At 59.5% G+C, this 12349-nt stretch carries 18 protein-coding genes; 13 read left to right on the top strand and 5 right to left on the bottom strand.

All coding sequences use genetic code 11. The features are described 5' to 3' along the window. The first annotated feature begins 206 nt into the window (after positions 1-206). The 3 genes from dgcN to ACR3E4_RS05580 all read left to right on the top strand — a co-directional run bounded on the left by dgcN (position 207) and on the right by ACR3E4_RS05580 (position 3121). Positions 207-1208, top strand: a complete 1002-nt coding sequence (dgcN, locus tag ACR3E4_RS05590; protein WP_480534586.1) for an N-acetyltransferase DgcN — start codon at positions 207-209, stop codon at positions 1206-1208. Between the two features lie 75 nt (positions 1209-1283). Beyond that, positions 1284-2249: an N-acetyl-D-Glu racemase DgcA gene (dgcA, locus tag ACR3E4_RS05585; protein WP_480534588.1), complete on the top strand. Its 966-nt coding sequence runs from the start codon at positions 1284-1286 to the stop codon at positions 2247-2249. Positions 2250-2260: 11 nt separating this feature from the next. After that, positions 2261-3121, top strand: a complete 861-nt coding sequence (locus ACR3E4_RS05580; RefSeq protein WP_480534590.1) for a D-amino-acid transaminase — start codon at positions 2261-2263, stop codon at positions 3119-3121. Between the two features lie 25 nt (positions 3122-3146). Here ACR3E4_RS05580 and ACR3E4_RS05575 read toward each other — a convergent pair whose 3' ends face one another. The 4 genes from ACR3E4_RS05575 to ACR3E4_RS05560 all read right to left on the bottom strand — a co-directional run bounded on the left by ACR3E4_RS05575 (position 3147) and on the right by ACR3E4_RS05560 (position 5146). Continuing rightward, positions 3147-3269: a hypothetical protein gene (locus tag ACR3E4_RS05575; RefSeq protein ID WP_480534592.1), complete on the bottom strand. Its 123-nt coding sequence runs from the start codon at positions 3267-3269 to the stop codon at positions 3147-3149. Between the two features lie 394 nt (positions 3270-3663). Then, the gene (locus ACR3E4_RS05570) at positions 3664-3978 is read right to left on the bottom strand and encodes a DUF1244 domain-containing protein (RefSeq protein WP_480534594.1); all 315 of its coding nucleotides are present in this window, start codon (positions 3976-3978) and stop codon (positions 3664-3666) included. A gap of 103 nt (positions 3979-4081) precedes the next feature. Continuing rightward, positions 4082-4321 carry a DUF6868 family protein gene (locus ACR3E4_RS05565; RefSeq protein WP_480534596.1) on the bottom strand — a complete coding sequence of 80 codons (240 nt, stop codon included), beginning with the start codon at positions 4319-4321 and terminating at the stop codon, positions 4082-4084. 87 nt (positions 4322-4408) lie between these two features. Further along, a complete protein-coding gene (locus tag ACR3E4_RS05560; protein ID WP_480534598.1) occupies positions 4409-5146 on the bottom strand; it encodes an N-formylglutamate amidohydrolase in 738 nt (245 codons plus the stop codon). A gap of 118 nt (positions 5147-5264) precedes the next feature. Here ACR3E4_RS05560 and pyk point away from each other — a divergent pair, with 118 nt between their 5' ends. From pyk to rplT, 5 genes are all read left to right on the top strand, one after another. Then, entirely contained in the window at positions 5265-6710 is a 1446-nt protein-coding gene (gene pyk / locus ACR3E4_RS05555; RefSeq protein WP_480534600.1) for a pyruvate kinase, read from the top strand. A 243-nt stretch (positions 6711-6953) separates the two neighbouring features. Next, positions 6954-7391: a universal stress protein gene (locus tag ACR3E4_RS05550; protein ID WP_480534602.1), complete on the top strand. Its 438-nt coding sequence runs from the start codon at positions 6954-6956 to the stop codon at positions 7389-7391. 14 nt (positions 7392-7405) lie between these two features. Beyond that, a complete protein-coding gene (locus tag ACR3E4_RS05545; RefSeq protein ID WP_480534604.1) occupies positions 7406-8956 on the top strand; it encodes an alanine/glycine:cation symporter family protein in 1551 nt (516 codons plus the stop codon). A gap of 183 nt (positions 8957-9139) precedes the next feature. Continuing rightward, a complete protein-coding gene (gene rpmI / locus ACR3E4_RS05540; RefSeq protein WP_010443552.1) occupies positions 9140-9340 on the top strand; it encodes a 50S ribosomal protein L35 in 201 nt (66 codons plus the stop codon). 14 nt (positions 9341-9354) lie between these two features. Then, complete coding sequence (gene rplT / locus ACR3E4_RS05535) at positions 9355-9720, top strand: 50S ribosomal protein L20 (protein ID WP_008756009.1); 366 nt, start codon at positions 9355-9357, stop codon at positions 9718-9720. 164 nt (positions 9721-9884) lie between these two features. Here rplT and ACR3E4_RS05530 read toward each other — a convergent pair whose 3' ends face one another. Continuing rightward, entirely contained in the window at positions 9885-10256 is a 372-nt protein-coding gene (locus ACR3E4_RS05530) for a hypothetical protein (protein ID WP_480534606.1), read from the bottom strand. A gap of 328 nt (positions 10257-10584) precedes the next feature. Between ACR3E4_RS05530 and rpmC the strand changes: the two genes are divergently transcribed. The 5 genes from rpmC to rplE all read left to right on the top strand — a co-directional run bounded on the left by rpmC (position 10585) and on the right by rplE (position 12338). Next, positions 10585-10791: a 50S ribosomal protein L29 gene (rpmC, locus tag ACR3E4_RS05525; protein WP_010437082.1), complete on the top strand. Its 207-nt coding sequence runs from the start codon at positions 10585-10587 to the stop codon at positions 10789-10791. Between the two features lie 4 nt (positions 10792-10795). Further along, entirely contained in the window at positions 10796-11026 is a 231-nt protein-coding gene (rpsQ, locus tag ACR3E4_RS05520) for a 30S ribosomal protein S17 (protein ID WP_068340771.1), read from the top strand. Positions 11027-11102: 76 nt separating this feature from the next. Continuing rightward, positions 11103-11471: a 50S ribosomal protein L14 gene (gene rplN, locus ACR3E4_RS05515; protein ID WP_005621870.1), complete on the top strand. Its 369-nt coding sequence runs from the start codon at positions 11103-11105 to the stop codon at positions 11469-11471. Positions 11472-11473: 2 nt separating this feature from the next. Beyond that, positions 11474-11785, top strand: coding sequence for a 50S ribosomal protein L24 (gene rplX, locus ACR3E4_RS05510; RefSeq protein ID WP_171092002.1), 312 nt, complete (start codon positions 11474-11476; stop codon positions 11783-11785). Further along, on the top strand, positions 11778-12338 hold the full coding sequence (rplE, locus tag ACR3E4_RS05505; RefSeq protein ID WP_480534608.1) for a 50S ribosomal protein L5: 561 nt from the start codon (positions 11778-11780) through the stop codon (positions 12336-12338). The genes rplX and rplE overlap by 8 nt, the downstream gene beginning before the upstream one ends. The last annotated feature ends 11 nt before the right edge of the window (positions 12339-12349 follow it).

Here is a 12349-nt window from a genome sequence, read left to right as displayed (position 1 = left end):
AGTGCGGCATTGCGCCTGCAGCGAGGATCGAAGCCCGCCAAAATAGTGCTGAAAGTTTGATCAGTTTGAAAACTTCGAAGAATTTTGCAGGCTTGCTTAACATCCTGCAAAATTATTGCGTGAAGTGATGGTATGTGAAGAGAATTCGAGAAACGTTCGTTAAATCGGTTCTCTAGCTTGTGCCGGAATCAAAGGAGTGCTGCGCGATGATCGAGACACCATATCTGTTGTTTTTGGGAGATGCCCCGGACCAGCTGGCGGCCAAGGTTGCCGTCGGGATCAAGGACTGGCGGCCCGAGAATGCCGTAGGTCAATACCGGATGGAGGGCTGCAAGGCCGATCTGGGCCTGACAGACATGGATCTTGTTGAGGCGCGCGAAGCGGGTGCAAAGACCCTTGTCATTGGTGTGGCCAACCGGGGTGGCGTGATCAGTCAGGACTGGAAAAAGGTTCTGGTGATGGCGCTGGAAGAGGGGTTTGATCTGGCCTCGGGCCTGCACAACCTGCTGAGCGATGAGCCCGATCTGGTCGCCGTGGCCGAAGCCACCGGGCGCAAGCTGCACGACGTGCGGGTGCCCGAGGTCGATTATCCGATCGCCAATGGTGTCAAGCGCACCGGCAAACGCTGCCTTGCGGTGGGCACCGATTGCTCGGTCGGCAAGATGTACACTGCGATGGCGATGGAAGCCGAGATGCGCAAGCGTGGCATGAAGGCGACCTTCCGGGCGACGGGCCAGACCGGAATCCTGATCACCGGTGACGGCGTGCCGCTGGATGCGGTCGTGGCCGATTTCATGGCTGGTTCGGTGGAATGGCTGACCCCCGACAATGACGAGGATCACTGGGACCTGATCGAAGGGCAGGGGTCGCTGTTCCATGTCTCGTATTCGGGAGTGACCATGGCGCTGATCCATGGCGGGCAACCGGATGCCCTGATCCTGTCGCATGAACCGACCCGCGAACATATGCGCGGTCTGCCCGGCTATCAGCAGCCCTCGCTGGAGGCATTGCGCGACACGGCGCTGAATCTGGCCCGCGTTGCCAATCCGGATTGTCAGGTAGTGGGTGTTTCGGTGAACACCCAGCACATGAGCGAGCAGGACGCGACGGCCTATCTGGCGCAAATCGAGGCGGATATGGGTCTGCCTGCGACCGACCCGTTCCGGTTCGGCTCGGGCAAACTGGTCGACGCGCTGGCCGCGATGTGATCTGAAAGACGCGCTGGTGGCGGGCATGGTCCGCCTCCGGCTGGAGTATTTTTGAAAAGATGAAGGAGCGGGCGCGTGCAGGTTGAAGTCTCTCGCGATGTGTTTCGGCTGGCGCAGGTGTTCACCATCTCGCGCGGATCACGGACCGAGGCGAAGGTGCTGACGGTTCGGGTTTCGGATGGGGTGCATCAGGGCTGGGGCGAATGCGTCCCCTACGCCCGATATGACGAGACGTTGGAGTCGGTTGAGGCCGAGATCGCGGGTCTGCCCGGCGCGTTTTCGCGGCAATCGCTGATGAAGCTTCTGCCCGCAGGGGCCGCGCGCAATGCGGTGGATTGTGCCCTGTGGGATCTTGAGGCCAAGCGCGCCGGGAAACGGGTCTGGGACCTGGCCGGCCTGCCGGTTCCGGGGCCCGAGATTACCGCCTATACCCTGTCTCTCGATACGCCCGAGGCGATGCAGGCGCAGGCGGCTGAGAATGCGCATCGGCCGCTATTGAAGATCAAGCTGGGAACGCCCGATGACATGCCGCGGCTGGAGGCCGTGCGGGCGGGTGCGCCTGACGCCCGGATCATCGTGGATGCCAATGAGGGTTGGTCGGCTGAGGTCTACGCCGATCTTGCCCCTCATCTGGTGCGATTGGGTGTGGCGCTGGTGGAACAACCCTTGCCCGCGGGTGAGGATGACGCACTGATCGGGATGGAACGCCCGGTTCCGGTTTGCGCCGACGAGTCCTGCCATGACCGCGCTAGCCTGCCTGCGTTGAAGGGCAAATATGATGTGGTCAACATCAAGCTGGACAAGACCGGTGGCCTGACCGAAGCGCTTGAGCTGCGCAAGGCGGCGCTGGCCGGGGGCTACAAAATCATGGTGGGCTGCATGGTGGGCAGCTCTCTGGCGATGGCGCCCGCGACCTTGCTGGCGCAGGGTGCGATGGTAACGGACCTTGACGGGCCGCTTCTGTTGGCCGAAGACCGTTCCAACCCGCTGATATTTGATGACGCCGGAGTGCACCCGCCCAAAGCGGCGCTCTGGGGCTGAGGAGAGACGACATGACCCGCACCGTTTACGTGAATGGAGAATACCTGCCCGAGACCGAAGCAACGGTTTCGATCTTTGACCGAGGCTTCCTGATGGCGGATGCCGTTTACGAAGTGACCAGCGTATTGGGAGGCAAGCTGATCGATTTTGACGGTCACGCGGTGCGCCTGAAGCGGTCGCTGGATGAGCTGGACATGGCCGCGCCCTGCAGCAAGGACGCGCTGCTGGACATTCATCGCAAGCTGGTCGAATTGAACAATATTGATGAAGGCATGGTCTATCTGCAGGTCACGCGCGGCAGCGACGGGGACCGGGATTTCGTATTCCCTTCAAATGACACCAAACCCACACTGGTGCTGTTTACCCAAAGCAAGCCCGGTCTGGCCAACAGCCCGGCGGCGCAGAAGGGAATCCGCGTCATCTCGATTGACGACATCCGCTGGGGGCGTCGCGATATCAAGACGACGCAGCTGCTCTATCCGTCGCTGGGCAAGATGATGGCCAAGAAGGCCGGGGCCGATGATGCGTGGATGATCGAAGACGGGTATGTGACCGAGGGTACCTCGAACAACGCTTATTTCGTCAAAGGCGGCAAGATCGTCACCCGCCCGCTGTCCAACGACATTCTGCACGGGATCACCCGCAAGGCGGTGCTGCGCATGGCGGCCGAGGCGCAGATGGAGGTCGAGGAACGCCTGTTCACCATCGACGAGGCAAAGCAGGCAGAGGAGGCCTTTGTCACTTCGGCCTCGACCTTTGTGATGCCGGTGGTCGAGATTGATGGTGAAGCGCTGGGCGAAGGTACGCCGGGCCCCATCGCCAAGCGGTTGCGCGAGATTTATCTGGAAGAGAGCCTGAAAGCGGCAATCTAGAGCGTTTCGGGTTAAGCCTGAGACGCTATTCAGCGCGGGCGTCTTCGCGTAGCGCCTGATTACTGGGGGAGGTCTCCAGTATCAGGTCGCGCAGGCAGTCGTTCAGGATCTCGGGGTGTCTGCCCGGATCGTCGAACACCGCGTCCATGGTGTCGGCTGAGTGCTGTGCTCCAGTTTCGGGACATCACGCGCACGCGCGCCGAATAAGGGGGGCTGCTGATTGTGGATCAGCGCCGCCAACCTGTCGCGATGCGAACCGGTCATGGCCAGATAAGCCGTGTCTCAAGCCCGGCCTGATTGACCGCATCCGGTGCCGCTTTCAGTGCATACATCGTGTTGCGGCCCGCCTTTTGGCCGGGCTGTGCTGTGCTTCGTCGGCGATCAGAACCACGTCTTTGCCGGTGGCTTCGCACAGCCTCATCCAGGCGTGGAATGTGGTGGTCCTGACTCATCGGTATCCTGTTTTATCAGGACAGGGGCTCGGTATTCCTGTCCGGATTACTTCAGGGTACTTTCCGAATGGGTCAGGAAACGGCTGGGGATCAGCTCTCTTTCCCGACATTCTCTTCGAAGGCGACTTTGAAGGCGGCCTGTTTCTCGGCGCTGGCTTCGGTCTGATAGTTGGCCTTCCACTCATCCATGGTTATGCCATAGAAAATCTCGCGCGCCTCACCTTTGCCCATCTCGATGCCCTTTTCATTCGCCGCTTCCTGATACCAGCGCGATAGGCAGTTGCGGCAGAACCCGGCCAGATTCATCATGTCGATGTTCTGCACATCGGTGCGATCTTCCATCAGGTGCTTTTGCAGCCGGCGAAAAGCGGCGGCCTGAAGTTCGATTTCGGTTTGCTTGTCCATGTCGGGCTCCGAATGATTGTCTTGCGTCTTCTGCCTGACCTAGCAATCCGTGCGCCTTGTTACAATGAACAGGAGGGGCCCGAAGGCCCCTCGGATTGGGATGCTATGCCAGCTTCAGCGCCAGCCACGGCATCAGGCAGAAGATGATCGTCAGGATCTTGTAGTTGGCAAGATACCCGAAATAGGCCCGTTTAACGTCCGCCCGTTCCATTTGGAACATTCTGCTATGTACGCCTGCGATCCAGTCCTGCAGGACCACGATCATCAGCGTGGTGAACAGCAAAACGGCGATATTCAGGACCGTCATCCAGCCGAAGACGGTCGTCAGAAATTCCTGAGTCATAGTCGTCTCCTTTCCTCCAATATATGGGCATCGGAGGGTGACCTCACAATATCGTGAGATGCCGAAACGGTCCGGAATGACCCTACGTCACAGCCCGCTTTCCGACAGCGCATCCTGCAGCATGACGGCCAGACGCTCGGCCCAATGGCGCTGTCCCTCATGATCCGCGATCAGATCATTACGCAGTTCGATCAATGCGTTAGGGCGGCCAAAGGTGGTGCAATGCTTGTCAATCGCATCCCCGGGCAGGACGCCGGTATAGGGCTCATTCACGCCCACGCATAAATCGCCCTCGGCTTCGAGCCGGTCGATCAGCGGGCGCGAGAACCGCTCGTCCGGGGTGTGCAGCACGCCGATATGCCAGGGGCGCGGCTCACGCCCGCGCAACTGGCGGGTGAAGGAATGCATCGAGACAATCACCGCGTGCGGCAGGGCGGCCATCTGCGCCAGTGCCTCGTGATAGGGGCGGTAGCACATGTTCAGGCGCCGGTCGCGCTCGGCCGCATCGGCGTGGCGGTTGCCGGGAATGATCGACCCGTCATACAGCTTCATCACCAGGGTCGGATCATCCTCGCCCCGGTTCGGGTCGATCACCAGTCGCGAGAAATTGGCAGCGATCACCGGCGCATTCAGGATCTCGCCCAGATGTTTCGACACCTCATAGGCGCCGACGTCATAGGCGATATGACGCTCCATATCCTCGCGCGGCAGTCCGAGGTCGCCGCCGTTGACATCGGGCGGCACCATATTGGTCGCGTGATCGCAGGTAATCAGCCAGCGCGACGGGCGATCCGCGCCGTGAACGAAAAACGGAGAATACGTCATGAGCCTGTCATCTTGTTTGCCGCAGGTGTAGGACAGTTGCGTTGGAAAGGGAATTGCGCAATAAGCAGCCTGAGCAATGTTTGCGGTAACATTTGTACGTCCAAGGAGAGTCTGACCGATGCGACGCCTGAGAAATGTGAAGATCGTGGCGACGCTGGGACCGGCGTCCAATGACTATGACACCATCCGAGCGCTGCACGAGGCCGGGGCGGATGTGTTCCGTCTGAACATGAGCCACGGCAGCCATGACGAGATTCGCGAGCGGCACCGGATCATCCGGCAGGTGGAAAAGGATCTGGACAGCCCGATTGCGATTCTGGCTGACCTTCAGGGCCCCAAGCTGCGGGTGGGTGTCTTCTCCAATGAGGCCGAGGATCTGGAAGAGGGCGCGGCGTTCCGGCTGGACCTCGACCCGGCGCCGGGGGACGCGACCCGCGTCTGCCTGCCGCATCCCGAGATTTTCGCGGCGCTGGAAACCGGCGCGCGCCTGTTGGTCAACGATGGCAAGATCCGTCTGATCGTGCAGGACTGCGGTCAGGACTTTGCCAATTGCACCGTCGAGGTCGGCGGCACCATCTCGAACCGCAAGGGGGTCAACGTGCCGGATGTGGTGCTGCCTCTGGCGGCGCTGTCGGCCAAGGACCGGGACGATCTGGAATTTGTCTGCCAACTGGGCGTGGACTGGCTGGCGCTCAGCTTCGTGCAGCGCGCCAAGGACGTGTTCGAAGCCCGCGCCCTGGCGGATGGTCGCGCCTCGATCCTGTCGAAGATCGAAAAGCCCGCAGCGGTCGAGGCGTTTGACGATATCCTCGACGCGTCCGACGGGATCATGGTAGCGCGTGGCGATCTGGGGGTTGAACTGCCGGTTTCTGCCGTGCCGCCGATCCAGAAACGTCTGGTGCGCAGATGCCGGAGCGCGGCCAAGCCGGTCATCGTGGCCACGCAGATGCTGGAGAGCATGATCGAAAGCCCGATGCCCACCCGGGCCGAGGTCTCGGACGTGGCCACCGCAATCTACGAGGGCACGGACGCAATCATGCTCAGCGCGGAATCGGCTGCGGGGGCCTATCCGATCGAAGCCGTGCAGACCATGAACAAGGTGGCCATCGAGGTCGAGGCCGACCCGACCTATACTCAGATCATCGCCGCCTCGCGCACGGCCAAAGGGACCACCGTGGCCGATGGGATTGTCGCCGCCGCGCGCGAGATTGCCGAGAAGACGGACATCAAGGCAATCTGCTGCTTCACCCAAAGCGGCACGACTGCGCTGCTGACCGCGCGTGAACGTCCCGGGGTGCCGATCATCGCGATGACGCCTGCCACCGGAACCGCCCGCCGCTTGTGCCTGAGCTGGGGCTGCCATTGCGTCATGACGCCCGAGCTTGAGCGATTCAAGGGTGCTGTGGTCAGCGCCGCCCGCGCCGCCCGCGCCGGTGGCTTCGCCTCAGAGGTCGATCAGATCGTGGTGACCGCAGGCGTGCCCTTCAACGTACCGGGCACAACCAATATTCTGCGCATCGCCCCCTGCGATGAACGGCTGATTTACAACACAGATCCGGGTTGATCCCGGGGCTCAGGGGCAGATTTCACCCTGAGACTTTGCCGAATGCCTAATTTTTAGGCAAAAATTGGAAATACTTATCAATATTATAGGTGTTCCGGGCGTGTTTCCGGAAATAGTCCTTCTGTTTTTCCGTGTTTTCTGGGGATACTCGGGTCCAGGGCAGTCTACTCAGCAAGTTCCAGGTTCCGGCTGCCCTGCCGGGAGCGAGGGTCCCGGCCTAATCAACAATAACGGAGGAACGACATGACAACGAAAATTGTCATTGGACTGGACGGGACAGAAACCGGAGAGCGCGCGATCGCCTTTGCCAAAGATTTGGCAGGGCTCATCGGATCGTGTGATCTGCTGGTGGTTTATGTCATCGAATGGTCTCCTTTCACATTTCAGACACCGGAAGAAAACGCCTTGCGTCACAAGCGGCGCGAAGAAGAGGTCGAACTGGCCACGTCGCGCATCATCGCACCAGCGGTCGAGGCGTTGAAAGCCGCCGGGTTCGAAGCGCAGGGCATCGTCCGCCACGGTGATGTGGCGGAAACGCTGAACGCAATCACGGTGGAAAATGGCGGCTCTCAGATCGTTGTGGGCCGGGCGTCGGCGGATGGGTTCAAGAAACGCCTGTTTGGCAGTTCCACCCAGAATCTGGTCATGCATGCCGAAGTTCCGGTCACGGTCGTGAACTGAGGGGAGAGATGATGATGAATATTCAAAACAAACTGGGTCTGGCCGCCCTGACCGCTCTGTTCGCCGCTCCTGCGGCCGCACAAGAGGCAGCGGGTCTGGACGACAAGATCAACCAGGCCTTCGCCAATTTCACCGGGCCGTTCGTGAGCTTTATCTTTGCGCCGTTTCCGGGAACGGGTTTCCCATGGATCGTGGGTTGGCTGGTGATCGCGGCGACCGTGTTCACGCTGTACTTCGCCTTTGTGCAGCTGAGGTTCTTCAGCCATGCGATCAGCCTTGTGAAGGGCGATTACTCCGACCCCAATGACGCGGGTGAGGTCAGCCACTTTCAGGCGCTCGCAACCGCGCTTTCGGGCACGGTGGGCCTTGGTAACATCGCCGGTGTGGCGGTGGCCGTGGGCATCGGCGGGCCGGGTGCCACATTCTGGATGATCGTCGCGGGCCTGCTGGGCATGGCGTCGAAATTCACCGAATGTACGCTGGGCGTGAAATATCGCAACGAATACGAGGACGGCACCGTTTCCGGTGGTCCGATGTATTACATGTCCAAGGGCTTTAACGAACTGGGCCTGCCGGGCGGCAAAATTCTGGCCGTTCTATTCTCGATCTTCTGTATCCTTGGCGCGCTGGGTGGGGGCAACATGTTCCAGGCCAATCAGGCGCACCAGCAGATCGCGGGCATCGTCGGCGACTATCCCGGCTGGATCACCGGTCTGGTCTTTGCGGGCATCGTTTTTGCGGTGATTGTGGGCGGCCTGAAATCCATCGCGCGCGTGACCGAAAAGGTCGTGCCCTTCATGGGTGTCATGTATGTGTTGGCCGCGCTGGTCATCATCATCATGCATGCCGATCAGATCGGCTGGGCCTTTGGTCAGATTTTCGCGGGTGCCTTCACCGGGCTCGGCGTGGCTGGCGGCATGGTCGGCGCGCTGATCCAGGGCTTCCGCCGTGCGGCGTTCTCGAACGAAGCGGGCGTTGGTTCTGCGGCGATCGCGCACTCGGCGGTGCGGACCAAAGAGCCGATCACCGAGGGTTTTGTGTCGCTGCTCGAGCCGTTCATCGATACGGTCGTGATCTGTACCATGACCGCGCTGGTGATCATCATCACCCAGCAGCTGATCGTTGATCCGGAAACCGGCAATTACATGCTGAACGAAGCGGGCAACGCGATTGCGACCGTTGATGGCAATACCGGCGTCAGCCTGACATCTGCCGCCTTCGGCAGCGCCTTCAGCTGGTTCCCCTTCATCCTGGCGATTGCCGTGGTGCTGTTTGCCTTCTCGACCATGATCAGCTGGTCCTACTATGGCCTCAAGGCCTGGACCTATCTGTTCGGCGAGGGTCACACCAAGGAACTGGTGTTCAAGATCATCTTCTGCGTCTTCGTGGTGATCGGTGCGGCGGCCAACCTTGGCCCGGTCATCGACTTCTCGGATGCGGCGATCTTTGCTATGGCGGTTGTCAACGTCTTCGCGCTCTACTTCCTGATGAAAGTGGTGCGGCAGGAACTTGCGTCCTACGCCGAACGGCTGAAGAGCGGTGAAATCCGCAAATTCGGCCACTAACCCTATTCACCGGGGCGGCGCGCGTCGCCCCGGTGCCTGACGGCCTCGCGAATTCCGCAGATTCCGCTCAAAACCCCCTTGCCAGTATCATCGAACTTGCGTAAACGGCGCTTCTGATCGCGTGACCGGCCGAGATGGCATGCCGAGTCGCGTTTGAAACCGAACCCGGAAAAGGAGACGGAAATGCCTAAGATGAAGACCAAGTCGAGCGCCAAGAAGCGCTTCAAGGTGACTGCGACCGGTAAGGTCCTTGCTGGCCAGGCCGGCAAACGGCACGGCATGATCAAGCGGACCAAGAAGTTCATCCGCGATGCCCGTGGCAACACCACCCTGTCCGCCCCCGACGCCAAGATCGTCAAGGGCTACATGCCCTACGACCGCTAAGAGGAGATTAAGAGATGTCCCGCGTTAAAGGTGGAACCGTAACTCACGCCCGTCACAAGAAGGTCATCAAGGCCGCCAAAGGTTACTATGGCCGCCGCAAGAGCACCTTCAAGGTTGCCCGTCAGGCCGTCGACAAGGCCAACCAGTACGCAACCCGCGACCGCAAGAACCGCAAGCGCAATTTCCGCGCGCTGTGGATCCAGCGCATCAACGCTGCTGTCCGTTCGCATGACGAGGCTCTGACCTATTCCCGCTTCATCAACGGCCTGAACCTGGCCGGTATCGAAGTGGACCGCAAAGTTCTGGCCGACCTGGCCGTGCACGAACCGGAAGCGTTCGGCGCGATCGTCGCCAAAGCTCAGGCCGCACTGGCTGCCTGATCCTCTGATAAAGAGACAGTGAATGAAAGGGCCGTCCCGTTTGGGGCGGTCTTTTTTGTTTGGGCCATAGGAAAGGCAAAACAGGTTTTATTGCGGCGCTGTATGAACATTAAATTGTCCCGTGCCGTTTTCATTGGGACTGGCGGGCCATGTTCTTCGTATCGCTATTTTGCTGTGACGCGCGCGCGAAATCGAGGAAAGCCAATGCAATTTCCGTTCACCGACCCCGACCTGTAGGCGCCGTTCTTGAACTTCAGGTCAAACTTCATCACACTGCCTGACGAGCAGCTTCCCTGTTTGGAAATCGTCGCATCGAATTGAAGCCGATCATTGGTAGCTTTTCGCACAGTAATACCCTCGGGCGTGATCCCATGTGCTGCCAAAACCTGAGGGACATTGTTGCTTACCGAAACATCCATCTGCCAGGGGCGGTTTGAATTGATTGTAAGTGTCCATTTCCCGTCGGGTGCTGCCATCGCCATTGTCGCGGGTAGTATTGCGGTCAGGGCGATAGCCTTCAAAATCATCTGTTTCATAACGCGCCTCATTATTTACTGAACTCAAAAATACACCCTTGATGCTAGACGTTCGGCTGTTACGACTGCAACAAGTTTCACGAGGGCTCTGTCTCTGCCGGTTCAAATACCGAATAACTATCGGTTTAGAGGCGATTGGCATGAGCGCTGATTGCGCAATGCAACTTGGTCAAACTTCCTCTTGCCACCCACCCCCCAAACCCTTATACGGCGGCATCCTGCGGTCTCCCGGCGTTGTCGGGCGATTCGTATGTCTATCATTCATCCACCAGGTCAAAGGTGACCCGTGTACGGGGCCTTCTGGTGTTTTGAGCAAAGGAAAAAGGCGATGAACGCCCAAGAACTGCGTGACAAGACCCCGGACCAGCTCCGCGAGGAACTGGCCAACCTGAAGAAAGAAAGCTTTAACCTGCGCTTTCAACAGGCAACCGGTCAGCTGGAAAACACAGCCGGCATCAAAGCGGCCCGCCGCAATGCTGCCCGTGTCAAAACCATTCTGAACGAAAAGGCCGCTGCTGCGGCATCCGAGGAGTAATCAGATGCCCAAGCGTATCCTGCAAGGCACCGTGACCAGCGACGCCAACGAACAGACCGTAACCGTATCCGTCGAGCGCCGCTTTACGCATCCGGTTCTGAAGAAAACCATCCGTAAGTCCAAGAAATACCGGGCTCACGATGAAAAGAACGCCTTCAAGGTCGGCGATACAGTCCGCATCATCGAATGCGCGCCGAAATCGAAGACGAAACGTTGGGAGGTTCTGGAGGCGTAAGCCCCCAGAGCTTTTCCATTTGTCGAAACCCTGGGGGATTTAACAAGACCAGCCCCCACAGGTCGGGAGAAACCACATGATCCAGATGCAGACCAATCTGGATGTCGCTGACAACTCCGGCGCACGCCGAGTTCAGTGCATCAAGGTCCTGGGTGGTTCCAAGCGTAAATACGCCTCCGTCGGCGACATCATTGTCGTCTCGGTGAAGGAAGCCATCCCGCGCGGCCGCGTAAAGAAAGGGGACGTCCGCAAGGCCGTCGTCGTACGCACCGCCAAGGAAGTCCGTCGCGAAGACGGCACCGCGATCCGTTTCGATCGCAACGCCGCCGTCATCCTGAACAACAACAACGAGCCCGTAGGTACCCGTATCTTTGGCCCCGTTGTTCGCGAACTGCGCGCCAAGAACTTCATGAAAATCATCTCGCTGGCTCCGGAGGTGCTGTAATCATGGCTGCTAAACTCCGCAAAGGCGACAAGGTCGTTGTGCTGGCTGGCAAGGACAAGGGCAAAGAGGGCACCATTTCCTCGGTTGACCCGAAAGCCGGCAAAGCTGTCGTCGACGGCATCAACATCGCCATCCGCCACACCCGTCAGTCGCAGACCTCGCAAGGTGGTCGCCTGCCTCAGGCAAACCCGATCGAGCTGTCGAACCTGGCGCTGCTGGACAAGAACGGCAAGGCAACCCGCGTTGGCTTCCGCATGGAAGGCGACAAGAAGGTCCGCTTCGCCAAGACCACAGGGGACGTGATCGATGCTTGATAACGCAACCTACACCCCGCGTCTGAAAACTCAGTACGTTGAAACCATCCGTGCCGCTCTGAAAGAAGAGTTCGGCTACAAGAACGACATGCAGCTGCCCAAGCTGGAAAAAATCGTTCTGAACATCGGGTGTGGTGCTGAGGCCGTCAAGGACTCGAAGAAAGCGAAAGCCGCTGTCGAGGATCTGACCGCGATTGCTGGCCAGCAGGCCGTTTCGACCAAGGCGAAGAAATCGATCGCGGGTTTCCGCGTCCGTGAAGACATGCCGCTGGGTGCGAAAGTGACCCTGCGCGGTGACCGGATGTACGAATTCCTGGATCGTCTGATCACCATCGCGCTGCCGCGCGTGCGTGACTTCCGCGGTGTGAAGCCGTCTTTCGATGGTCGCGGCAACTTTGCCATGGGCATGAAAGAGCACATCGTGTTCCCGGAAATCGACTTCGACAAGGTCGACGAAGTCTGGGGCCTGGATATCGTAATTGCCACCACAGCGAAAACCGACGCTGAAGCGAAGAGCCTGTTGAAAGCATTCAACATGCCGTTCAACGCGTAAGCGCCCGGAGG

It is taken from the genome of Ruegeria sp. AP11, from assembly GCF_056535865.1.
Note: the sequence above shows the minus strand (reverse complement) of the source record. Positions and strands in the feature narration are given on the sequence as shown.

Coding starts and splice junctions, on each gene's coding strand:
- dgcN (WP_480534586.1), top strand. CDS start 207: ATGATCGAGACACCATATCTGTTGTTTTTGGGAGATGCCCCGGACCAG.
- ACR3E4_RS05580 (WP_480534590.1), top strand. CDS start 2,261: ATGACCCGCACCGTTTACGTGAATGGAGAATACCTGCCCGAGACCGAA.
- ACR3E4_RS05575 (WP_480534592.1), bottom strand. CDS start 3,269: ATGGACGCGGTGTTCGACGATCCGGGCAGACACCCCGAGATCCTGAAC.
- ACR3E4_RS05570 (WP_480534594.1), bottom strand. CDS start 3,978: ATGGACAAGCAAACCGAAATCGAACTTCAGGCCGCCGCTTTTCGCCGG.
- ACR3E4_RS05565 (WP_480534596.1), bottom strand. CDS start 4,321: ATGACTCAGGAATTTCTGACGACCGTCTTCGGCTGGATGACGGTCCTG.
- ACR3E4_RS05560 (WP_480534598.1), bottom strand. CDS start 5,146: ATGACGTATTCTCCGTTTTTCGTTCACGGCGCGGATCGCCCGTCGCGC.
- pyk (WP_480534600.1), top strand. CDS start 5,265: ATGCGACGCCTGAGAAATGTGAAGATCGTGGCGACGCTGGGACCGGCG.
- ACR3E4_RS05550 (WP_480534602.1), top strand. CDS start 6,954: ATGACAACGAAAATTGTCATTGGACTGGACGGGACAGAAACCGGAGAG.
- ACR3E4_RS05545 (WP_480534604.1), top strand. CDS start 7,406: ATGAATATTCAAAACAAACTGGGTCTGGCCGCCCTGACCGCTCTGTTC.
- rpmI (WP_010443552.1), top strand. CDS start 9,140: ATGCCTAAGATGAAGACCAAGTCGAGCGCCAAGAAGCGCTTCAAGGTG.
- rplT (WP_008756009.1), top strand. CDS start 9,355: ATGTCCCGCGTTAAAGGTGGAACCGTAACTCACGCCCGTCACAAGAAG.
- ACR3E4_RS05530 (WP_480534606.1), bottom strand. CDS start 10,256: ATGAAACAGATGATTTTGAAGGCTATCGCCCTGACCGCAATACTACCC.
- rpmC (WP_010437082.1), top strand. CDS start 10,585: ATGAACGCCCAAGAACTGCGTGACAAGACCCCGGACCAGCTCCGCGAG.
- rpsQ (WP_068340771.1), top strand. CDS start 10,796: ATGCCCAAGCGTATCCTGCAAGGCACCGTGACCAGCGACGCCAACGAA.
- rplN (WP_005621870.1), top strand. CDS start 11,103: ATGATCCAGATGCAGACCAATCTGGATGTCGCTGACAACTCCGGCGCA.
- rplX (WP_171092002.1), top strand. CDS start 11,474: ATGGCTGCTAAACTCCGCAAAGGCGACAAGGTCGTTGTGCTGGCTGGC.
- rplE (WP_480534608.1), top strand. CDS start 11,778: ATGCTTGATAACGCAACCTACACCCCGCGTCTGAAAACTCAGTACGTT.